Here is a 23,021-nt window from a genome sequence, read left to right as displayed (position 1 = left end):
TCATCCTCAGGGTCCTTTCGGAAACATGCACTGCCTTGCGCCCATTGACGCGGTCTGCTCGCCGATATAGTCCGACAAATAGAAATTGCGCAAGACGGTAAGCGTACCGCATCGCGCAACGGACAAGAGAGAGGAAGCGCAAGTCCATGCCGCCAGTGCCTTCATCCCAGGCAAACTCCATGACAGAGGGCGATTCCGGCGTGCGTTACGGGCCCGCGCTGACCCTGCTGGCCAGCCTGTTCTTCATGTGGGGGTTCATCACGGTCATCAACAACACACTGCTGCCGCACCTGCGCAGTGTGTTCGACTTGAACTATACGCAGACAACATTGATCGAATCAGTGTGGTTCATCGCCTACTTCGTGGCCTCGATCCCTTCGGCCAAGCTGATCGAGAAGATCGGTTACCAGAAGTCGCTGGTGATCGGGCTGCTCATCATGGCGGCGGGCGCGCTTGGCATGATGCTGGCGGCCTCCATCCCGTCCTACGGGGTGACCCTCGCCATGCTGTTCGTGATCGCGAGCGGGATCACCCTGCTGCAGGTGGCGGCCAACCCTTATGTCGCCGTGGTCGGCAAGCCGGAAACGGCGTCTTCGCGCTTGAACCTAGTGCAGGCGATGAACTCGGCGGGCACGATGCTCGCGCCGATGTTCGGCGCCTACCTGATCCTCGGTCGCTCGAAGGGCGGCACGGCCACATCGGATGTCGTGCTGACCCAGGCCGAGCGCCTTGCCGATGCGCAATCGGTGATCCTGCCCTATGGCCTGGTTGCCGTCGTTCTCGTCATTCTGGCCATTGTGATCGCACGCTTTCCGCTCCCGGCGATGGGCAGCGCGACTCAGCGCCTCGCGCCTGAGGAGCGAGCCAAGCTTTCGCTGTGGAAGCACCGCAATCTCGTTTTCGGCATCCCGGCAATCTTTATCTACCTGATCGCCGAGATCGGCGTGGCGAACCTCTTCGTGAACTTCGTCAGCCAGCCAGATATCGCCAACCTGACGCATGAGAAGGCCGGCCAGTACCTCACCTTCCTGTGGGGCGGGATGATGGTCGGGCGCTTCCTCGGCTCGGCGATCATGCAGAAGGTCGACGCAGGGCTTGTGCTTGCCGCCTTCTCGATTGGTGCGTTCGTCGTCATGCTTGTCACCGTCTTCACCACCGGCCCTGCCGCGATGTGGGCTTTGATCCTTGTCGGCCTGTTCCACTCGATCATGTTCCCGACGATCTTCACGCTCGGCATCAAGGGCCTCGGCCCCCTGACCGAGGAAGGCTCGGGCCTGCTGATCATGGCCATCGCCGGTGGCGCACTGGTCGTCGTGCAAGGCTGGCTGGCCGATGCCTATGGCCTGCAGACCTCGTTCCTGCTGACGGCAGCGTGCGAATTGTATGTGCTGTTCTATGCACTGTGGGGTTCGAAGACCTCTGCCGATCCCGCCTGACGCATAGCTATGAACACCCTTCGGCCGGACCGCACATGGTTGCGCTCCGGCCATTCTGATAATATGTCAGACTAAATCAGGAGATTTTCGATGACAGAATTCCGCTCCGTGGTCGCCGCCACGGGTGAGCCGATCGGCCCTGCCTTTGCCGTCCACGGCCCCGCCGAAGTCGATGCCGCTTGCGCCGCCGCCGCCGCCGCATTTGACACATACCGCGCCACCAGTCGCGAAGAGCGCGCCGCGTTCCTCGAAGCGATAGCATCGGACATTCTCGCAATTGGCGACGATCTGATCGAAGCGGCCATGAGCGAATCCGGCCTCCCCCGTGCGCGCCTCGAAGGCGAACGCGGCCGCACGGTGGGCCAGTTGCGCCTTTTTGCCGACGTCGTCCGCAAGGGCGCGTGGCAGCAGTTGCGCATCGATCCGGCCATGCCCGATCGCCAGCCCTTGCCCCGGCCCGACATACGCCTGCGCATGATCCCGGTCGGCCCTGTTGCTGTCTTCGGCGCATCGAACTTCCCGCTCGCTTTCTCTACCGCCGGAGGTGATACCGCCTCGGCGCTCGCCGCAGGCTGCCCAGTCGTGGTCAAGGGCCACCCTGCCCATCCCCGCACTGGCGAACTGGTCGCGGGGGCGATAGCCCGTGCAGTTGCTGCCTGTGGCCTGCCGGCCGGCGTGTTCGGCCATCTCGTGGGTCCGTCGAACGAACTTGGCGCGGCACTGGTGCAGGACCCGCGCATTGCCGCGGTCGGCTTTACCGGATCGCGCAGCGGGGGCCTTGCGCTCGTCCGCCTCGCCCAGGGTCGTGACGTGCCGATCCCGGTCTATGCCGAAATGTCGAGCATCAACCCTGTCCTGCTTCTGCCTGAAGCGCTGAAGGCACGTGGCTCGGAGCTCGGCACGGCATTCGTCGGCTCGCTGACAATGGGTGCGGGGCAGTTCTGCACCAATCCCGGCCTCGTGCTCGCCATCGCAGGCGGAGGCCTCGAAGACTTTATCGCCGCTGCCACCGAAGCCGTCAGCGGCGCGGGCGCGCAGACCATGCTCACCGTCGGTATCTGCAAAGCCTATCGGTCCGGCGTTGCTGCGCTCGAAGCTGCGCCCGGCGTTGAAAAGCTGGCCGAGGGCGTTGCCGGCGATGCGATGCAGGGCCACGCCGCGCTGTTCCGCACCACCGCGCAGGCATTCCTTGCCGACAAGGCGCTCGGCCATGAAGTATTCGGCGCCTCGTCGGTGGTGGTTGTGTGCAAGGACGAGGCGGAACTCGCCACGGTCCTGGCAGGGCTTGAGGGCCAACTTACGGCCACCCTGCACATGGACGCCGCCGACGAAGCGCTCGCCGCGCGGTTGCTGCCCGTGCTCGAACTGAAGGCCGGGCGCATCCTCGCCAATGGCTGGCCCACCGGCGTCGAGGTATGTCATGCCATGGTCCATGGCGGCCCCTTCCCGGCAACGTCCGATCCGCGCACAACCTCAGTCGGCAGCCTTGCCATCGACCGGTTCCTGCGCCCGGTCAGCTACCAGAACCTGGCTGTCGGCTTGCTGCCGCCCGAACTGCGCGATGATGCGCGTGGAGATGGCGCCCCGCGCCTGATCGACGGCACCCTGACGCTCTGAGCGACTGACAGGAGACCACGCAATGTCACTTCGCCTCCTCCAGCACCGCGCCAGCGACGGCACGCGCAGCGTAATCCTTGCCGATGGCGATACCGCGCACGTCCTTGCAGGTGTCGAGCGCACGACCGACCTCGCTCGCCGCGCGATCGCTGCGGGCACCACGCTTGCGCAGGAGGCGAAGGCCTGTCCGGCCGGCGCGCAAGTGGATGTTGCAGAGGAATTCGCTGCCGGCAATTTTCTCGCCCCGATCGACCACGAGGACCCGGCCCATCTCGCGTTGACCGGCACCGGCCTTACGCACCTCGGCTCGGCCGAAGGGCGCGACAAGATGCATCGCGAGGCTGCAGCGGCTACACACCAGACCGATTCCATGCGCATGTTTCTCGAAGGTCTGGAAGGCGGCAAGCCAGGTGACGGCAGCGTCGGCCAGCAGCCCGAATGGTTCTACAAGGGTGATGGCAGCCAGCTCGTCGGCCCGGGCGAAGCGCTGGAAATGCCCAGCTTCGCGCAGGACGGTGGCGAGGAACCGGAGCTGGCCGGTGTCTACCTGATCGGCCCGGATGGCACGCCGTTCCGCCTCGGGTTCGCCCTCGCCAACGAGTTCTCGGATCACGTGACCGAGCGCCACAACTATCTGTGGCTGGCGCATTCCAAGCTGCGGCGCGCCGCCCTTGGCCCAGAACTGCTGATCGGAGAGGCTCCTACCGACATTCGCGGCACCAGCCGCATCCTGCGTAATGGCGCGGTTCTGTGGGAAAAGCCGTTCCTTACCGGCGAGGACAACATGAGCCACAGCCTCGCCAACCTGGAGCACCACCACTTCAAGTACGAGTTGTTCCGGCGCCCCGGCGATGTGCATGTCCATTTCTTTGGCACCGCCACACTCTCGTTCAGCGATGCAGTACGCACGCAAGTGGGCGACGTGTTCGAGATCGAGGCAGCGCCCTTCACGCTGCCGTGCCGCAATCCGCTGACGCAGGCGGCAGGCGTTGCTTCCGCTCCGCTCAAGGTGCAGGTACTCTAACCGCATGGACCCGATCAGGATCGCCATTGTCGGCATGGGCAAGATCGCCCGCGACCAGCACCTGCCCGCCATCGCCGGCAATGGCGCATTCGGGCTTGCCGCAACCGTCAGCCCGCACGACCGCGGGGTCGATGGCGTGCCCCATTTCGCCAGCCTGGATGAACTGTTGGCAAGCGGTCCTGCTGTCGACGCCGTCGCGCTGTGTACGCCCCCGCAGGTGCGCTACGATCTGGCCAGCACCGCTCTAGCTCGCGGCATCCACGTTTTTCTCGAAAAGCCGCCCGGTGCGACGCTGGCGGAAGTCGCCGCGCTGGAAGCGCAGGCAGACAAGGTCGGCGCCACGCTGTTCGCCGCCTGGCATTCGCGCTTTGCCGCCGGTGTCGCCCCCGCCCGGGCATGGCTCGCCGAACGGCGCATCGACAAGGTCGAGATCACGTGGCGCGAGGACGTTCGGGTGTGGCATCCGGGGCAAGCGTGGATCTGGGAGCCGGGTGGCCTCGGCGTGTTCGATCCCGGCATCAACGCCCTGTCGATCGCAACCCGTATCCTGCCCCGGCCGATTTTCCTGCAGTCCGGAAGGCTCGAAATCCCCGCCAACCGCGCAGCCCCCATCGCTGCCGACCTGAACTTCCGCGACAGCGCCGGCGCGCCAGTCCACATGGACCTCGATTGGCGGCAAACCGGTCCGCAAAGCTGGAACATTGTCGTGGAGACCGATGCCGGTATGCTCAAGCTATCGAGCGGCGGCGCGGTGCTGACGCTGCCTTCGGGCACCAGCCATGACGAGGACAACGAATATCCCGGCCTCTATGCCCGCTTCGCCACGCTGATCCGCACCGGCCGCAGCGATGTCGATGTGGATCCGCTGCGCCTTGTTGCTGATGCCTTCCTGCGCGCGACGCGGGTCAGCGTCGAACCGTTCGAGGATTGATCGTGGCGGCCCGCGCACGGCGCGTGATCGGCGACTGGGGCAGCACCCGCCTGCGCCTGTTTCTCGTTGAAAATGGCGAGACCACGGCACGCCTCGACGGACCCGGTGTCACGCAGCTGGTCGAACCGGCAGAGCGGGTTCTGGCCCGGCTCCTGTCAGTGTGGCTGGCAACCGGTCGGATCGAAGCAATAACGCTTTGCGGCATGGTCGGATCTCCCGCCGGGCTTGCCGTGGCCCCTTATGCCCCATGCCCGGTGGATGCAGAGGGCTGGCACCGTGCCCGCACCCGCCTGCGCGTGCTTGGCCACGATGTCGAGATCCTGCCGGGTCTTTCCTACCGGACCGCCATTGGCGTACCCGAGGTGATGCGCGGCGAGGAGACGCAGGTCTTCGGCGCGATGGTGCTGAATCCGGCCCTGCGCGAAGGAGAGCGCCTTTTCGCCCTTCCCGGAACCCACGGCAAATGGGTCAGCACCTGCGACGGCGCGATCACCGACTTCCGCACGGCTCCCACCGGCGAGGTCTTTGCCGCGATCACCGGCCACACCTCCCTGACTGGCCCGGACACCCCCGGCGAGGGAAGCTTCGACGACGGTTTCGGGCGCGGGCTTGCCCGTTCGGCAGAGCCGTTGCCCGGGACCTTGTTTGAGGCCCGCGCGGCGCGCCTGCTCGATGGCCGCTCACGCGATTGGGCCAAGGGCTATCTCTCCGGCGTACTGATCGGCGCGGAAGTTGCGCAGTTTGGCATGGGCACTCAGAACGTGACGCTGATCGGCGATCCCGCGCTTGCCGCGCTTTATGCGAGTGCGATTGCACACCACGGCGGGTCATCGCAACAGGTCGATGGGGAGAGTGCCGTCGTGGCCGGACTTTCCCACGCCATAACTCTTGCCGAAAGCCTGCGCCCATGACGGTCGATGAAGTCCTTGCCCAAGGCGCCCCGCCTATCGTTGCCATACTGCGCGGCATCCGCACGCAGGAAGCCGTCAGTGTCGCCACCGCTCTGCTGGAGGCAGGCATCCGGTTGATCGAGGTGCCCTTCAACTCGCCCGATCCATGCGGTTCGATCAGTTCCATGGTCGAGGCACTTGGTAGCCGTGCCGCTTTCGGCGGCGGCACGGTCACCAGCATCGCTCTTGCCGAGCAGCTTGCGGGTGCCGGCGGAACGTTCATGGTCTCACCCAACACCGATCCCGCGGTCATCGCCCGTTCGCGCGAACTCGGCATGGACGTCCTGCCCGGGTTCCTGACCCCCACCGAAGCCTTTGCCGCAATTGGTGCGGGCGCGCGGGACCTAAAGCTGTTTCCGGGATCGGTCCTTGGCAGCAGCTATATCAAGGCCATTCGCGAAGTCCTGCCGTCGGCTACCCGCGTTTGGGCCGTGGGCGGCGTCGGCCCGGCCAACGTGGCGGAATATCGCGCGGCGGGCGTGTTCGGCATCGGTGTCGGCGGGAGCCTTTATAAACCCGGTGATGATGCAACGACTGTAGGCGCCCGCGCAGAGGCGTTGGTTTCCGCCTGGAACGCTGCGAACTGACACGCACCTCCTGCGCTTGCCAAGTTTACTGACTTCGGGTAATTAGAATCCATATTTCAGATTGCCGTCTCGTTTAGGTAGCGCTATCATTGCCTGAGCAATCACGTGAAAGGCCGGACCACCGGTCTGCAAGGGGATGAAATGATGAAGGCGAAGATCACCACCGTCGCTCTATGCCTGACGAGCGCGTTCGCGCTGGCGGCCTGCTCGAACACGGCAACCGATGCAAAGCCTGCCAATGGCGGCGCAGACGCCAGCGCCTTCCGCGACCAGCCGCTGGTCAGCGAAATCTTCACCGCAGATCCGTCGGCCCACGTGTTCGACGGCAAGATCTATGTCTACCCCTCGCACGACATCGAAACGCCGACAGCTGACGATGACTTGGGCAACCAGTACGCGATGCGAGACTACCACGTGCTTAGCATGGACAAGGTTGGCGGCAAGGTAACGGTCGGCCCGGTCGCGCTCGATGTGAAGGACGTGCCCTGGGCCTCGCAGCAGATGTGGGCACCTGATGCCGCCTACAAGGACGGCACCTATTACCTCTACTTCCCGGCGCGCGACAAATCGAAGGACAAGAACGGCCTCGGCGCATTCCGCATCGGCGTCGCCACCTCGAAGAACCCGATGGGCCCGTTCGTGGCCGAAAAGGAAGCCATCCCCGGCTCGTTCTCGATGGACCCCGCCGTGTTCACCGACGACGACGGCACCGCCTACATGTATTTCGGCGGTATCTGGGGCGGCCAGCTTCAGCGCTGGGCTACGGGCAAGTACGATCCCAACGGCTCGGACACCGATCTGATGCAGGATGACAAGCCCGCGCTGTCGGGCAAGGTCGTCAGGATGAATGCCGACATGAAGACCTTTGCCGAGGCTCCGCGCGATGCGGTGATCCTTGGCGAGGACGGCAAGCCGGTGCTGGGTGGCGACCATGAACGCCGCTTCTTCGAAGCCTCATGGGTCTTCAAGAAGGACGGCAAGTATTACTACACCTATTCCACCGGCGACACGCACTTCCTGAACTATGCCATCGGCACCAGTCCCTATGGTCCGTTCAAGTACGCCGGCCACATTCTCAAGCCGGTGCAGGGCTGGACCACGCACCACTCGATCATCCAGCATGATGGCAAGTGGTGGCTGTTCTATGCCGACACGCAGCTTTCCAACAAGAACCACCTCCGCAACGTCAAGGTGACGGAGCTGACCTTCAACCCCGACGGCACGATCCAGACGATCGACCCGATGAAAGCGAAGTAAACTGATGTTCCTCGGCATCGATGTCGGCACCAGTTGCGTAAAGGCGGTTGTCACTGCCGAAAGCGGCGAGGTGCTGGCGCAAAGCAGTTCCGATCTCACCGTATCCCGCCCTCATCCGCTGTGGTCTGAACAGGCCCCGGCGGATTGGGTGGAGGCTGCACACAAGGCGGTACTCGGCCTCGATGCCGGACTGCGCAAAGGTGTCCGCGGCATCGGCCTTGCTGGCCAGATGCACGGCGCCACCCTGCTGGGATCGGACGACAAGCCGCTGCGTCCGGCGATCCTGTGGAACGATGGCCGCAGCTTTGCCGAATGTGCCGAAATCGAAGCCGCAGAGCCCCGGGCGCGCGAAATCACCGGCAACATCGCCATGCCCGGTTTCACCGCGCCAAAGCTCGCCTGGGTTCGCCGTCACGAACCCGACGTCTTTGCTGCCACGCGCACCGTCCTGCTGCCCAAGGACTATGTCCGCCTCGCACTTACCGGCGAAAAGGCGAGCGACATGTCCGACAGCGCCGGGACGCTGTGGCTCGATGTCGCCCGGCGGTCATGGTCGCCTGAGATGCTGGCGGCCACTGAGCTTGATGAAAGCCACATGCCACGCCTGCATGAAGGCCCGGATGTCACCGGCGTCCTGCGTGAGGACGTCGCCAGGGCGTGGGGCATGGAGCGCGTGCCGGTGGTCGCTGGCGCTGGCGACAATGCCGCAGGCGCGCTCGGTGTTGGCGTACTGTCAGACGGGCAAGGCATGCTTTCGCTCGGCACATCGGGCGTGATCTTCGTGGCCAATGCTAAATTCCGGCCGAACCCGGCCGAGGCCGTCCACGCCTTCTGCCATGCCCTGCCGGGAGTGTGGCACCAGATGAGCGTGCACCTGTCCGCCGCTTCGTGCATCGACTGGGCAGCCAAGGCCTGCAACGTGCCGGGTCCGGCGGAATTCTTCGCCCTTGCCGAACAGGCCGGCGCGGCTTGCGGCCCCGAGCTGTTCCTGCCCTACCTTTCCGGTGAACGGACCCCGCACAACGATCCGCACATTCGCGCCGCATTCCTCGGCCTTGGTAACGAGAGCACCACCGGACGCATGGCCGCAGCAGTGCTGGAAGGCGTGGCCTTTGCCCATGCCGACGGGATCGATGCCCTGCGCAATGCCGGCACGCAGATCGACGAACTATGCGTGATCGGTGGCGGGTCACGCTCTGCGCATTGGGGCCGCATCCTGTCGAGCGTGCTCGGCGTGCGGCTCGTCTATTTGCACGGCGGCGAGGTTGGCCCGGCGCTGGGCGGTGCGCGCCTCGCGCAGATCGCTGTCACCGGCGCATCTGCCGCTGAGGTTTGCACCCGCCCGCCAGTCCGCACCGTGATCGAACCCGATTCCGGCCTCACCGCGTCATTAGCGCCCAAGCGCGCCCGTTTCCGCGCCGCATACGCCGCGCTCGCCCCGATCAAGGAGTAACTTCATATGTCCGCAGCCTATTTCGACGAATTCGCGACCGTCCGCTACGAAGGTCCGGAAAGCACCAGCGACCTTGCCTACCGCTTCTACGACAAGGACCGTGTGGTCTTCGGCAAGCGCATGGAAGACTACCTGCGCTTTGCCGTGTGCATGTGGCACACCTTCTGCTGGCCCGGCAGCGACGTGTTCGGCGCCGGCACCTTCGATCGCCCCTGGCTCAACGGCCCGCAGGACGAAGGCGCCGCCCGCGCCAAGCGTGAAGCCGCTCTCGCCTTTGTCGAGAAGCTCGACCTGCCGTTCTACTGCTTCCACGATGTCGACGTGATGGCGCCGGCCGAGAGCATCGGCGAATTCCGCGCCAGCTTCGCTCGCGCCGTCGATCACCTCGAAGAGCTGCAGGCCAAGCACGGCCGCAAGCTGCTGTGGGGGACGGCCAACCTGTTCGGCCACCCACGCTACCTTGCCGGCGCCGCCACCAGCCCTCGCCCGGAAGTCTATGCGTGGGGTGCCAGCCAGGTGCGGGATGCTCTTGAAGCGACCCATCGCCTCGGCGGCTCGAACTATGTTTTGTGGGGCGGGCGTGAAGGTTACGACACGATCCTCAACACCGATCTCAAGACTGAGCAGGAAAACTTCGGTCGCTTCCTCAGCCTCGTGGTCGAACACAAGCACAAGATCGGCTTTGCGGGAACGATCCTGATCGAACCCAAGCCGCATGAGCCGACCAAGCACCAGTACGACTTCGACACTCAGACCGTGTACGGCTTCCTCAAGCGCTTCGGCCTCGAGAACGAAGTCAAGGTCAACATCGAGGCCAACCACGCCACGCTTTCGGGCCATACCTTCGAGCATGAGATCGCGATGGCCGGCGCGCTCGGCGTGTTCGGCTCGATCGATGCCAACCGCGGCGACCCGCAGAATGGCTGGGATACCGACCAGTTCCCCAACTCGGTAGAGGAACTGACCCTGGCCTGCATCGAAATCGAACGCGCTGGTGGTTTCACCGACGGCGGCTTCAACTTCGATGCCAAGGTCCGCCGCCAATCAGTTGATGCAGTTGATCTTTTCCATGGCCACATCGGCGGCGTGGACGTTATCGCAAAGGCCCTGCTCCGCGCCGAGGCAATCATTGCCGACGGTCGCATCGATGCCTTCCGCGCCGAACGCTATGCTGGCTGGAACGGCGAACTGGGCCAGACCATCCGCAAGTCGAGCCTGGCCGAAATCGCGGACCTCGCCGTGGCGCAGGATCTGAAGCCTGCTCCGGTTTCGGGCCGTCAGGAATGGCTGGAGAACATGCTCAATCGGTTCTGATCCAAATAGTCTGAGTAAGATAAAGGCCCGCGGCAGACAGAGTTGCCGCGGGCTTATTTTATAGTGCTATAATTGATAATTATCGTTGAAACCTCATCCTATTTAACTCATACAATTAGAAAGTTTGAGAGGATGACATGATTCGAACCTCCACTCTCCTTGCGGCGGCGAGCGTATTGCTTTGCGCGTCGGCCACTCCCGCAGTTTCACAGGCCACCCCTTCGCTCGTCCCATACTTTGCCCCAGCGACAACCGGCAGCACCTCGGTTGACGAGGATGGTTTCGTCCGCCGCTGGATGCTGCTTGAACCGATCGCAAAGCCCAATCGCACGAACCAGCTCTTTACCAGCGCCTACGTGCGCAAGGCCTTCTCCGAAGACCGCACTGCGGGCCTCGGCGGCAAATTGCCAAGCGATGGACAGACCGTGTCGCACAAGGGCTCGTCCCTCACCTGGCACGCACTCGACGCCGCGCAATGGGACGCCAAGCTGTTCTACTTCGCCGCTGCCTATGGAAAGCCGACTTACGGCGTGATCTTCTGGGCCACGACGGTGATCGAGGCGCCACGCGACATGCCCGACGCCCACCTCGCCGTCGGCTCCAACTCCGCATCGATGTGGTGGTTGAACGGCAAGGAAGCCGCCGCCTTGTTCGGTGATCGTCGCATGGTAATGGACGATGTCGTCTCGCCCGCGCTCGGCCTGAAAAAGGGGCGGAACGTGTTGCAGGGCGCGGTGATCAACGGCCCGGGCTTGTCCGATTTCGCGGTCCGCTTTGTCGATGGCAAGGGCCAGCCGATCCGCGACCTCAAGATCACGCTGCGCTGAAGGAGGCCGCGATGAACACCAAACTCCTCGCCGCCGCAGTCCTCGCCGGCATTGCAGCCCCGCTTCTCGCGCAGAGCAATCCCGTCGCGCAGATGGAGGGCGAACCCTGGATTCACGATCCGTCCACGATCGTGCAATCCGAGGGACGATTCTACACTTTCGGTACCGGCAAGGGCGGGCTCGTGTCCTCCGATGGCTGGACGTGGGCCAGCGGCCCGGTACGTCCCGGCGGAGGCGTCGCGCCCGATGTGATCAAACTCGGCGACCGCTACTACGTGGCCTGGGCCGTGGGCGGTGGCGGCATGAACGGCGGCCACAAGAGCGACGTGAAGATCATGTGGACGAAGTCGCTCGATCCTGCCTCCAAGGAGTTCGGGTTCCACGAGGTCGGCACGGTCGCATCCAGCGATGGCTTCGAAAACAACGATGCGATCGACCCGGCCTTCCTGCTCGCGGAGGGGCGCCTGTGGCTCAGCTATGGCACCTACTTCGGCGCGATCCGCATGGTCGAACTCGATCCCCGGACGGCTGAGCGCCTTCCCGGCAACCAGCCCGTCGATATCGCGATCGACATGGAGGCGACCGCGCTGCTCCATCGCGATGGCTGGTACTATCTGCTTGGCACCCATGGCACCTGCTGCGACGGGCCCAACTCGACCTACAACATCCGCGTCGGCCGGTCGCGGAACCCACTCGGCCCTTATGTCGACAACTTCGGCGTGCCCCTGCTGAAAGGCGGCGGCAAGCTGGTGTGGGGATCGAACGGTCGGGGCCGCGGCGCAGGCCATTTCGGTTTGGTCGATCTCGGCGATGGCGTGGAGAAATTCTCGTTCCACTACGAGGCCGACATGGACCGCTCGGCGCGCAGCGTCCTCGCAATCCTGCCGCTGACGTGGAAGAGCGGCTGGCCTGTCGGGCAAGAGAACCTGCGCCCCGGCACCTACGAGATCCAGTCCGAACGCGGTGGCGCGCTGCAACTGGCGGTAGACGAAGTGCGCCTGCCGTGGTCGTGGACCGGGTTCGGCCCGCCAAAGGAGCCGGTCAAGCCCGTGCCGGACCAGACGCTGGAGCAGAACCGCACCGTCTGGCCGCAGGGCAACATTCCAGTGGACATGGGTGCCTACCAGGTGCGGCCCAACCAGCACTGGACGATCGAGCCCGTTGCCGGGGCTGGCGGCTGGTTCGGCGCGCCATATGTCAAGATCGTCATCGCTGGCACAAACCGGGCGCTCGCCGCCACGCCCTCGGGCGATGTGGTTGCAGTCCCTCAATTCAGCGGGGCGCCCGAACAACTCTGGCGGATCGACATGCTGGCCGACGGAACCTACCGGATCATCCCGAAAAACACGCCCGATCCGATGAAGCCGCTCGCGCTCGCCGCCGTCGGTGCCAGCACGCCGCGGCTTGTCCGCTTCGATCCGGCATCCGAAGCGGGCAAGTGGACTTTCCGCCTCCCCTGAGCGCTAACCCGCGCTGGCGGCCAGCGCCTGTTCGAGATCGGCAACGATATCGCCCTCGTTCTCGATCCCGATCGACAGGCGCACCGTGCCGTCACGCACGCCGAAGCGGTCGCGCGCTTCAGCCGGAACGCCTGAATGGGTCGTCGTGGCAGGATGGCTGGCCAGCGATTCCGTGCCGCCAAGGCTCACCGCCAGCTTAAAGATCTGCAGCGCGTTGAGGAAGCGGAAAGCGGCCGGTTGCCCGCCCTTGATGTCGAACGAGAAGGTCGAACCGGCGCCGGTGCATTGGCAGGCAAACACCTCTCGTTCCCGCGAACCCGGGCTTGCCATGTGCGGATGTGCCACGCTCTCGACCGCAGGGTGATCGGCAAGGTAGCGCACGGCAGCAAGGGCATTGGCATTGGCCCGCTCCATCCTCAGGCCCAGCGTTTCTAGCGACCGGCCCAGCATCCAGCAACTGTGCGCATCCAGTTGCGTGCCGATGGCGCTGCGCAGCAGGCGCACCTCGCGCATGAGGGTGGCCGAGCCAAGCGCCGCGCCGGCGACAAGGTCGGAATGCCCACCGACGTACTTGGTCAGCGAATAGAGCGAAATGTCCGCCCCGTGCCGCAACGGATGCTGATAGACCGGGCCAAGAAGGGTATTGTCGCACATCAGCAACGGGCGCTGATCGCCCTGCTCTGCGCCTACCGCTTCGCAGACGCGGCGCATCATCTGGATGTCGACCAGCGCGTTGGTGGGATTGGCGGGGCTTTCGATCAGCACCAGCGCTACGCGCCCACGCGCCATCGCCCGGCGCGCCGCCTCCATCACCGCGTTTTCGTCAAGACCATCCGAAAAGCCTTCGGCGGCAATGCCGAGCCGTGCGAAGGTCTTGGCCAGGAGCGTTTCGGTGCCGCCGTAAAGTGGCTGTGAGTGAAGAATTACCTCGCCCGGCTTGACGAAGGCCAGCATGGCGGTGGTGATCGCCGCCATCCCTGAAGAAAACACCACGCCCGCCTCGGCACCTTCGTAAACCGCCAGCCGGTCTTCAACGATCTCGCTGTTGGGGTGATTGAAGCGCGAATAGACCAGCCCGCGCCCTTTTCCCGGCGGCGGCTCCTTGCGCCCGGCGACGTAGTCGAAGAAGTCGCGCCCTTCCTCAGCCGTCGGGAACACGAACGTCGATGTCAGGAATACCGGGGGCTTTACCGCGCCTTCCGACAGGAAGGGATCATAGCCGTAGTTCAGCATCAGCGTATCGGGATGCAGTTTGCGGGTCCCAATGGTCGTCTTGCTCTCGCGTGGTGCATTCATCTTCAAACCTCCCCTTGAGCGGCGCCTGCCAGACTTGCCTTGGATTACAACACGCGCACCCGCAGGAAGTTGCAAATGAAACTTCCACTTCAAGAACCGCGCAACTAGCTTACAAAAGTCTGTGTTCAGAAGTCGCAGACTTGCCACAACGGTTTCACGCCAGGTTGATGAGCATACCATCGAACCGCTGGACTTTGTCGAATTTCCGCCCAAATAGGAGTGCAGGGGCGAAAGGATCTTATGGTGTCGCGAAGCAAGGAACAGGGTGGGGACGCGATCGACAGGTCTGACAAATCGTTGCGGCTGCACGGCAGCATCGCGCGTGACCTTGGCATTGCGATCGTCACGGGAAAGTACCCGCCCGGTCACGTGTTGACGAGCGAAGTCGATTTCGCCGAACAGAACCATATCTCGCGCACTGCCTATCGCGAGGCGATCCGGATCCTCGCTGCCAAGGGCTTAGTCGAAAGTCGCCCCAAGGCGGGCACCAAGATAACCGATCCCTCGCGCTGGCACATCCTCGATCCCGACGTGCTCGCCTGGACGTTCGAGGGCGAACCCAGCCAGGCCGCGATTGACGATCTGTTTGAACTGCGCCTGATCATCGAACCGGCCGCTGCGGAAATCGCCGCTACCCGCCGCACCGGCGCGCAACTGGCGCAGATGGGCCACGCGCTCGAAGAAATGGCACGCCATACGCTCGCCTCGCCCTTGGGTCAGGCGGCGGACCAGTCGTTCCACACCACGCTGCTCAAGGCCACTGGCAACATGGCACTGATCTCGCTCGCCAGCACGATCTCGGCGGCGGTGCGCTGGACCACGATCTACAAGCAGCGCAAGCGCAAGCTGCCGCGCGATCCCTTGCCCGATCACCGCGTGCTGTTCGATGCCGTCGCCGATGGTAACGGCCCCGCCGCCCGCGCGGCTATGCAGAACCTGATCGAACTCGCGCTCGCCGACATCGATCCGCCGGCGCGCAGCTGAAGCACGAGCTCCAGCTTTTTGCTGGACAGTTGGACAATTAATCATACTTATTATCCGGCAACTTCTGCGTTGCCGGATTTGGCACTCTTACGCCCATCCGCAATGGCCATTGGACTACGGGAAGCAGGATGCCAATCACACGCAGGCAAGCGATCGCGGCAGGGGCTGCTGCTGCCGGACAAGGATTTGTCGGACTTTCTGTCAATGCCGCGCCACCTGCTCCCCGTCAGGATGTGCTGTGGTATCGCCAGCCCGCCTCGACCTGGACGGAAGCCCTACCGGTCGGCAATGGTCGGCTCGGTGCAATGGTCTTCGGCGGCATCGCGTCGGAACGGATACAACTGAACGAGGACACACTGTGGAGCGGCGGCCCTTATGAACCGCTGAACCCCAAGGCTGGTCCTCAGGCGGTCGAGGACATCCGCAAGCTGATCGCACAGCGCCGCTTTGCCGAAGCCGAAGCGCTTGCCAACGAATGCCTGATCGCGCGGCCCGCAGGCCAGATGTCGTATCAGACCTTCGGCGATCTGTTCATCGACATGGACGTTGCCGGCACGCCAACGGCCTATCACCGTGAACTCGATCTCGACACAGCCATCGCCACAACCCGCTTTGCCACACCCGCCGGCAACATCATGCGCGAGGTTCTGGTCAGCCCCGTCGATCAGGTCATCGCCATCCGCCTTTCAGCGAGCAAAGGCGCCACGCTCAACTTCATCGTCCGCTTTGAAACTCCACAAGATGCCACCGTCAGCGCTGCAGACAATGCGATCCACGCAAAGGGCCGCAACCGAGCCGATCAAAGCGTCCCGGCCGGCTTGAGCCTCGCCGCGCGGATCACCGCCAGCGCTCAAGGCGGAACTGTCCGTGCGGAAGGCGCCACGTTGGTCATCAGCCACGCCTCGCACGCAACAATCCTTGTCGCACTCGCCACCAGCCATTCCGGCGATCCTGCTGCCACTGTCGTCCGCCGGATCGCCGTTGCCAGCGGCCGGCCGTGGTCTGCATTGCGCAACGCGCACGTCGCCGAGCACCGCCGCCTCTATCGCCGCGCTTCGCTGCACCTCGGCCCCGCCAGTCCCTTGCCCACCGACGAGCGCATCAAGGCCAGTGTCACCACCGACGAACCGGCCTTGGCCGCGCTCTATTTCGCCTATGCCCGCTACCTGCTGATCTGCTCCTCGCGCCCCGGCACGCAGCCTGCCAACCTGCAGGGCATCTGGAACGATAGCACCAAGCCGCCGTGGGGATCGAAGTACACGATCAACATCAACACCCAGATGAACTACTGGCTGGCCGATCCGGGCAATCTCGGCGAATGCACGGAGCCGCTGCTGCGCATGGTGCGCGAGCTTGCCGTGAGCGGCGCAAAGACGGCCCGCGCGATCTATGGGGCGAGAGGCTGGGTCGCACACCACAACACCGATCTGTGGCGCGCCTCCAGCCCGATCGATGGCGCGGCCTGGGGCATGTGGCCCTTGGGCGGCGCATGGTTGTGCAATGCATTGTGGGATCGCTGGGACCATGGCCGAGACCGGGCATGGCTTGCCGCGATCTACCCCCTCATGCGGGGCGCGGCAGAATTCTTTCTCGATACCCTGCAAACCTCGCCGCAGGGTCTGATCACCTCGCCCTCGATTTCGCCCGAAAACCGCCACCCTTTCGGCGCTTCTATCTGCGCTGGCCCCGCCATGGACCGGCAGATCGTGCGCGACTTGTTCGATCGCACTGCCGATGCCGCCGCCGTGCTCGGCAAGGATGCCGACTTCGCCGCACAACTTCGCCAGATCCGCGCCGCGCTCGCGCCTGATCGCATCGGCAAGGCGGGGCAGTTGCAGGAATGGCTAGAAGACTGGGACGAAGGCGCGCCCGAACCGGACCACCGCCACGTCTCGCACCTCTACGCGCTTTACCCGGGACAGCAGATAGACCCTGACGAGACACCCGACCTCGCACGAGCCGTGCAAATCTCGCTCAACCGCCGTGGCGACGAGTCTACCGGGTGGGCCACTGCCTGGCGGATCGCGCTCTGGGCGCGGCTGCGCGATGGCGAACGGGCGCACAAGATCCTGCGCAGCCTGCTCTCGCCCGCCCGCACTTATCCCAACATGTTCGATGCCCACCCGCCGTTCCAGATCGACGGCAATTTCGGCGGCAGCACTGCCATTGTCGAGATGCTGTTGCAAAGCCGTAAGGGGACGCTTCATCTGTTGCCGGCCCTGCCCAAGGCCTGGGTCACCGGTAGTGCCCGCGGGCTGGTGGCGCGGGGCGGTGTGGTGGTTGATCTTGCCTGGACACAAGGCTGCCTCACCCACGCGTTGCTCAAACCAATGGAAAGCGGGCCGATGACCGTGCGCCTGGGCAATCAGCGCCGAACCCTGCAGCTCGCGAAGGGCCGGATGGTTACGCTCAAGGGTTCAAGTCTGGCGACAAGCTGAAACCACTTGCCCCCATAGGCGTTGCGCTGGCACTTGGATATCTGCGGGTTTGACCGCAACACGGGGGAACAATGCTGGAGCGCAACAGGATCGAGAAGGGCGGGTTCGTCCTTTTTCTGGTGATCGTCACCGTCGGGCTTACGTTGGTGGTCTCGCACTTCATCGGCGCAATCCTCTGGGCCGCGCTTGCCGCGATAATGTTCCATTCGCTGAACGAGCGACTGCTTGAACGCTGGCCGGAAAAGCGCAGCCGTGCTGCGACGATGACGCTGCTGATCATCACGTTCGCGGTGATCATCCCGGCGATGCTGATCGGCACGATGGTGGTGGAACAGGCCTCGGGCGTGTTCGAACAGATGCGCACCGGCCAGATCAACTTCGCCGCCTATTTCAAGCAGGTCCACGATGCGCTGCCGGTGCGCCTGCAGGCCCTGGTCGAAAATGCCGGTTTCGGCACGTTCGAGCTGGCCCAGAGCAAGATTTCCGAAGCGCTTGGCAACAGCGCCAGCATGATCACGCAGCGCGCCTTGGCGATCGGAGCCGATGCTGCCTCGTTCCTGCTCGCATTTGCCGTGGGCCTTTACGTGACCTTCTTCCTGTTGCGCGATGGCTACCAGCTCGGGCCGCAGATTGTCCGCGCCATGCCGCTGGAGCCATCGGTTGCGGGGCGCCTTGTCGAGCGCTTCGTCGCGGTCGTCCGCGCCACAATCAAGGGTTCGGTGCTTGTCGCCCTCGCCCAAGGCGCGCTGGGCGCGATCACCTTTGCGATTGTCGGCCTGCCCGCCTCGCTGCTGTGGGGCGCGCTCATGGCCATTGCCGCGCTGCTGCCCGCCATTGGCCCTGCGATCGTCTGGGGTCCGGTCGCGATCTATCTCTTTGCCACCGGGGCGATCTGGCAGGGGGCGGTGGTCATCGCATCGGGCGTGGTCGTCATCGGCCTTGCCGACAATGTCCTGCGTCCGATGCTGGTCGGCCGCGATACCGGCATCCCCGATTGGCTGGTGCTGGTCACCACGCTGGGCGGGATCGAACTTCTCGGTCTGTCTGGCATTGTCGTCGGCCCGGTGGTTGGCGCGCTGTTCCTTACCGGCTGGCAGATTCTTACTGAACAGAGGTTGGCGCTTCACCCTGACGAGGGGCAAGGCGAAGCGCGCTGAGCCTCACTTCGGCAGGTCAACCACGCGGTCCACGCTGAAGGTGGTCTCGGTACCCGGCAGTCCGCTGTCGGGCTGCCCACCGCCAAGGTTCAAGCGATAGGTGCCCGCAAACACCTGCCGCACACCGTCCGGACGCACCGCTGAAAGATCGCGCGGTGAAAGCTCCAGCGTCACCGCCCTGCTCTCGCCCGGCTTCAACGACACGCGTTGCATCCCGCGCAGCGCCACGCGTGGAGCACCCGGCTGCTCGGGGAAGCGCAGATAGGCCTGCACCACTTCCTCTCCCTCGCGCGCGCCGGTGTTGGTCACGTGCGTCGTTACGCGAATGCCATTGGCCGTGCTGCCACCGACCGGCTCGACCCTTGCCGGGCCATAGCCGAAGGTCGTGTAGCTCAGGCCATAGCCGAAGCCATAGACCGGCTTGCCGGTGAAGTAGCGATAGGTCCGCCCTTTCATCGAATAGTCGGTGAAGGCCGGCAGGTCCGCCGTGTCCTTGTAGAACGTCAGCGGCAGACGACCGGATGGATTGGTCTTGCCTGTCAGCACATTGGCCACTGCCAGCCCCCGGCCTGACCTGGATACCACGCCTCTACCAGTGCATCGGCATTGTCCCTGGCCCATGACAGGTTGATCGGGCTGCCGTTCATCGCCACGACGACGAGCGGCTTGCCTAGCGTGCGCGCCCGGATCAGCAGTTCGCGCTGATCCATCGGCAGTTCCAGACTGGTCTTGTCACCGCCGTCGAAGCCTTCGATCTTGAGCGGCATTTCCTCGCCTTCGAGGTCAGCCGTCAGCCCGACGACCGCCACCAGCACATCCGCTTCGGCCGCGCCGCGCGCCAGATCACCCCAAGGGTCCTTGCTGATACGCTTCCAGAACAGGCCTGGCCCCGCCGCGCCGCCGCCTTCGATGTCGAAGTGCAGCGGATAACGCTCGCCCTTCTTCAGTTCGACCTCGACGTACTTGGGCGGCTCGCCCCACAGCGAATAGTGATCGGACGTGATCACCGGCTTGCCACCGATCTCGATCGCGCCCTTAACCGCAGTCACGCCCATCTTGTAGAGCCCGCTTTCGGGTGCCACGAAAAAGCCGTCCCACACCACCTTGTGCGCAGGGCTTACCTCTTTCAGCTGCATCGCGCTGCTTTTGAGGTTCGTCTCGATCCGGGTAACAACCGGCTTCGCGCCGAACGTCCGCTCGCCGCGCGGTTTTGATGGATCGATGGCGTTGTAATAGACCGCCTTCAGCCCCGGCTTGCCATCGGGCGTCAGGAAGTTGCCGTCCGTCACCAGATCGCCATCGACGATCGAGGGCGAGAACGGCACGTAATTCACTTGCGCTCCCGGCATCGCGCGGCGCAAGCCCTCCACCACCGAGATCGGCGGCGCGGAGTTGGCCGAGGAGTAATTGCCGCGCAGCACGCGCGTCGCATCGCCCAGCGGCCCGATCACCGCCACCCGCGCGCCGGGCTTGAGCGGCAGGACGCCCGTGTTCTTCAGCAGGACCAGGCTCTTTTCGGCAGACTTCAGCGAAAGGTCCCAGCCTTGCTGTGTGCCCACCGCGCTCACCGGCGTGGCGTTGGGCTTGCGCGCGCTCATCCCGCCAAGGTCGCCATTGCGATAGCGTGCCGAGAACAGCCGCACCAGCACGCGGTCAAGGTCGCCCTCGGTCAGGTAGCCAGCCTTCAAGGCAGCCTTGTAGCGGTCCGCCAGCCCCTTCGCCTCGCCGATCGTGCCGGTGTGGCATTCGTTGTCGACGCCCGCCAGCAGGCCCACCGCGACGCCCGAGGCGGCATCTGGCGCGTACTTGTGGCGGTCATAGATATCGACCACGGCATCGCAGTCGGAAACGACATAGCCCTTGAAGCCCCAGGCCCGCGCAGCCGGTCCTTCAGCAGCAGGTCGCTGGCGCATGCCGGCTGACCATCGACGCGGTTGTAGGCGCACATGATCGACCCGGCCTTGCCCTCGACGATCGCCGCGCGGAACGCCGGAAGGTAAGTGTCTTCCAGGTCATGGCGCGAAACCATGATGTTATCGGTATGCCGCGTCGGTTCCGGCCCGGAATGCACGGCAAAGTGCTTGGGGCTGGCAATCACGTCAGGCAGATCGGGGTTCGGCCCCTGAATGCCCTTCACATAGGCGACGCCGAGCTGGGCCGTCAGGTACGGGTCCTCGCCATAGGTCTCCTGCCCCGGCCCCAGCGCGGATCGCGGAAGATGTTGATGTTGGGTGCCCAGGTATCCAGCCCGGTGCCGATCTTGCCGAGATGCCCGGTCTGCCGCGCCAGCGTGTGCAGGCCCTGCAGTTCGTTGCTGATCACCCGCGCCACGTCATGGATCAGCGGCGGATCGAAGGTGGCGGCAAGGCCGATCGATTGCGGGAAGTTCGTCGTCGGCACCGCGCCGCCCGCGCCATGCAGGCTCTCGGTCCACCAGTTGTAGGCCGGAACGCCGAGGCGCGGGATCGCCGGGGCAACGTTGAGCAGTTGTTCCACCTTCTCGTCGGTGGTCATCTTCGCCACCAGCGCTGAAGCCAGCCGGTCCGCCTCGGCCCGCGGATCCACCTCCTGCGCGTTGGCGGTGGACATAGTTAGCGTTACCACGCTGACGGACCCAAGCAGCAGTCGCGCGATTCCGCGCGTTGGCAATGAACTGGCGATCACGATTTTCCTCTCAGGTATCCCATGCCGATGCGACCCGGCAGGGCTCGTTTGTGGATCAGACGGGCTGCAGTCCGTACTTGACGATGCGGTCGATCAGGTCGCGATGCTTGGGCAATCCGCTCAGCATCCGCGCGGTAATGTCGGCGTTTTCGGCCCTTGCCCGCCGGGCCTCGCGCACTTCCGGCTCCAACGTGCGCGCGGAAACCTCGGTGCGGAAACCCATGCCATAAAGCACGTACTGGTAGGATGCCGAGGGGAACACTTCGTCCACCCGGTCGAACTCCTCGTGCATGTACGGCCCCTGATACTGCCACAGCGCCATCAGCTCCTGCAGCCGTTCCGGGATCGAAGCCGGCTCCATGTTGTCGCGCCAGAAGGCCGTATCGCGCCGCTTGCTCAATACGTAGTGCAGCTTGAGGAAGTCGATAATGCGGCCCCAGCGGTACAGCGTCTTCTCGTTGTAGCGCCGCGCCACCACGTCCATCACTTCGCGCACCGGCGGCATCTGGTCGGCAATCATCTTGGCTGAAAGCTCGATCAGCACGATGGCCGAGGCTTCCAGCGGCTCGAGGAACCCTGCCGCCAGCCCGACAGCCACGCAGTTGTTCTTCCAGAAGATCTCGCGGTGGCCCGAGCGGATGTCGATCTTGCGCACGGAAAGACCTTCCGCCGCAGGGCCGACATAGGCGCGCAGTTCCTCTTCGGCGTCCTCGCGGCTGATATGGCGGCTTGAATAGACATGGCCGACGCCGCGCCGGGTCGGCAGCCCAATGTCCCAGATCCAACCCGCTGATTGCGCGGTCGAAATGGTGTGCGTCGCCACCGGCGCATCGGGCGATGGATAGGGCACCTGCATCGCCAGCGCAGTGTCGCAGAACAGCACGTCGTTGCAGTCCTTGAAGCCCACGCCCAGCGTCTGGCCGAGCAGCAGGCTGCGCATGCCGGTGCAGTCGATGAACAGATCACCACCGATCTCGCCCGCCTGCTCGGTCGCAATCGCGCGGATGTCGCCGCGCTCATCCTGCAACACCTGCCGCATGTCGGCCAGCACGTGGCGCACGCCCAGCTTCTCGGTGCAGTGCCGCTGCATGAACGGCGCGAATTTCCCGGCATCGAGATGATAGGCGTAATTCGCCTGCCCCTCGTACTCGGCATTGACCATCGATTTGGGCGCAAGGTTCTCGTCGCACAGGCGCCCTTGCGGACAGACCGCGTCGCAAAACGTCTCGCCATTGTCGCCGCCTTCGTTCAGCGAGCCTGCCAGCCAGTGCGGCGCAAGGTTCAGCTGCCCGAAGCGCTGCGGAAGGACCAGGGGATGATAGTAGGCGTCATCGTCGGCGCCCGTCGTCCACTTCGCGAAGAGCGCGCCCTGCTTGAAGGCTGCATCACATTCACGGAAGAAATCGGTTTCGGAAATGCCCACGCTCTTGAGGGTCGAGCGCAGCGTCGGCCACGTCCCCTCGCCCACGCCGATGATCGGCACGTTGGGGCTTTCGACCAGCGTGACGGAGAAGTCGTGTCCGATCCGTGCTTTATGCTTTGCCGCAATGATCGCCGCGGTCAGCCACCCGGCCGTTCCGCCACCCACAATCACGACATCGCGCACTGCACGAACCATCCGCGTCC

Annotated in this window: 16 protein-coding genes and 1 pseudogene; 14 read left to right on the top strand and 3 right to left on the bottom strand. The window is 64.5% G+C overall.

Features of this window, described 5'->3' with window-relative positions; genetic code table 11:
• The first annotated feature begins 146 nt into the window (after positions 1 to 146).
• From C7W88_RS19960 to C7W88_RS19910, 11 genes are all read left to right on the top strand, one after another.
• Entirely contained in the window at positions 147 to 1,436 is a 1,290-nt protein-coding gene (locus C7W88_RS19960) for a sugar MFS transporter (RefSeq protein WP_118075265.1), read from the top strand.
• Between the two features lie 90 nt (positions 1,437 to 1,526).
• Positions 1,527 to 3,053, top strand: coding sequence for an aldehyde dehydrogenase (NADP(+)) (locus C7W88_RS19955; protein WP_118075264.1), 1,527 nt, complete (start codon positions 1,527 to 1,529; stop codon positions 3,051 to 3,053).
• 22 nt (positions 3,054 to 3,075) lie between these two features.
• Positions 3,076 to 4,077 carry an AraD1 family protein gene (araD1, locus tag C7W88_RS19950; RefSeq protein ID WP_118075263.1) on the top strand — a complete coding sequence of 334 codons (1,002 nt, stop codon included), beginning with the start codon at positions 3,076 to 3,078 and terminating at the stop codon, positions 4,075 to 4,077.
• A gap of 4 nt (positions 4,078 to 4,081) precedes the next feature.
• Positions 4,082 to 5,008 (top strand): Gfo/Idh/MocA family protein, encoded by a 927-nt coding sequence (locus C7W88_RS19945; RefSeq protein WP_118075262.1) that lies wholly within the window; start codon positions 4,082 to 4,084, stop codon positions 5,006 to 5,008.
• A 2-nt stretch (positions 5,009 to 5,010) separates the two neighbouring features.
• Positions 5,011 to 5,919: a 2-dehydro-3-deoxygalactonokinase gene (locus tag C7W88_RS19940; protein ID WP_240344973.1), complete on the top strand. Its 909-nt coding sequence runs from the start codon at positions 5,011 to 5,013 to the stop codon at positions 5,917 to 5,919.
• Positions 5,916 to 6,545: a 2-dehydro-3-deoxy-6-phosphogalactonate aldolase gene (locus C7W88_RS19935; RefSeq protein WP_118075261.1), complete on the top strand. Its 630-nt coding sequence runs from the start codon at positions 5,916 to 5,918 to the stop codon at positions 6,543 to 6,545. Before C7W88_RS19940 ends, C7W88_RS19935 begins: the two co-directional genes overlap by 4 nt.
• Positions 6,546 to 6,689: 144 nt before the next feature.
• Positions 6,690 to 7,802 carry a glycoside hydrolase family 43 protein gene (locus tag C7W88_RS19930; RefSeq protein ID WP_118075932.1) on the top strand — a complete coding sequence of 371 codons (1,113 nt, stop codon included), beginning with the start codon at positions 6,690 to 6,692 and terminating at the stop codon, positions 7,800 to 7,802.
• Between the two features lie 4 nt (positions 7,803 to 7,806).
• Complete coding sequence (xylB, locus tag C7W88_RS19925) at positions 7,807 to 9,255, top strand: xylulokinase (protein WP_118075260.1); 1,449 nt, start codon at positions 7,807 to 7,809, stop codon at positions 9,253 to 9,255.
• Positions 9,256 to 9,261: 6 nt separating this feature from the next.
• Entirely contained in the window at positions 9,262 to 10,569 is a 1,308-nt protein-coding gene (xylA, locus tag C7W88_RS19920; RefSeq protein WP_118075259.1) for a xylose isomerase, read from the top strand.
• A gap of 137 nt (positions 10,570 to 10,706) precedes the next feature.
• Entirely contained in the window at positions 10,707 to 11,396 is a 690-nt protein-coding gene (locus C7W88_RS19915; RefSeq protein ID WP_118075258.1) for an acetylxylan esterase, read from the top strand.
• An 11-nt stretch (positions 11,397 to 11,407) separates the two neighbouring features.
• On the top strand, positions 11,408 to 12,856 hold the full coding sequence (locus C7W88_RS19910; RefSeq protein WP_118075257.1) for a family 43 glycosylhydrolase: 1,449 nt from the start codon (positions 11,408 to 11,410) through the stop codon (positions 12,854 to 12,856).
• Between the two features lie 3 nt (positions 12,857 to 12,859).
• Here C7W88_RS19910 and C7W88_RS19905 read toward each other — a convergent pair whose 3' ends face one another.
• Entirely contained in the window at positions 12,860 to 14,152 is a 1,293-nt protein-coding gene (locus C7W88_RS19905) for a cystathionine gamma-synthase family protein (protein WP_118075256.1), read from the bottom strand.
• Positions 14,153 to 14,392: 240 nt separating this feature from the next.
• Between C7W88_RS19905 and C7W88_RS19900 the strand changes: the two genes are divergently transcribed.
• The 3 genes from C7W88_RS19900 to C7W88_RS19890 all read left to right on the top strand — a co-directional run bounded on the left by C7W88_RS19900 (position 14,393) and on the right by C7W88_RS19890 (position 18,731).
• Positions 14,393 to 15,136: a FadR/GntR family transcriptional regulator gene (locus tag C7W88_RS19900; RefSeq protein ID WP_118075255.1), complete on the top strand. Its 744-nt coding sequence runs from the start codon at positions 14,393 to 14,395 to the stop codon at positions 15,134 to 15,136.
• 128 nt (positions 15,137 to 15,264) lie between these two features.
• Complete coding sequence (locus tag C7W88_RS19895) at positions 15,265 to 17,574, top strand: glycoside hydrolase N-terminal domain-containing protein (RefSeq protein ID WP_118075254.1); 2,310 nt, start codon at positions 15,265 to 15,267, stop codon at positions 17,572 to 17,574.
• 71 nt (positions 17,575 to 17,645) lie between these two features.
• Positions 17,646 to 18,731 (top strand): AI-2E family transporter, encoded by a 1,086-nt coding sequence (locus C7W88_RS19890; protein ID WP_118075253.1) that lies wholly within the window; start codon positions 17,646 to 17,648, stop codon positions 18,729 to 18,731.
• Between the two features lie 3 nt (positions 18,732 to 18,734).
• On the opposite strand, the pseudogene C7W88_RS19885 reads toward C7W88_RS19890, so the two are convergent.
• Both C7W88_RS19885 and C7W88_RS19880 read right to left on the bottom strand, forming a co-directional pair.
• Positions 18,735 to 21,320: pseudogene (locus C7W88_RS19885) on the bottom strand (glycoside hydrolase family 3 C-terminal domain-containing protein).
• A gap of 130 nt (positions 21,321 to 21,450) precedes the next feature.
• Entirely contained in the window at positions 21,451 to 23,013 is a 1,563-nt protein-coding gene (locus tag C7W88_RS19880) for a tryptophan halogenase family protein (RefSeq protein WP_118075252.1), read from the bottom strand.
• Positions 23,014 to 23,021: the final 8 nt, after the last annotated feature.

The organism is Novosphingobium sp. THN1, assembly GCF_003454795.1.
Taxonomy (GTDB): Bacteria; Pseudomonadota; Alphaproteobacteria; order Sphingomonadales; family Sphingomonadaceae; genus Novosphingobium.
Note: the sequence above shows the minus strand (reverse complement) of the source record. Positions and strands in the feature narration are given on the sequence as shown.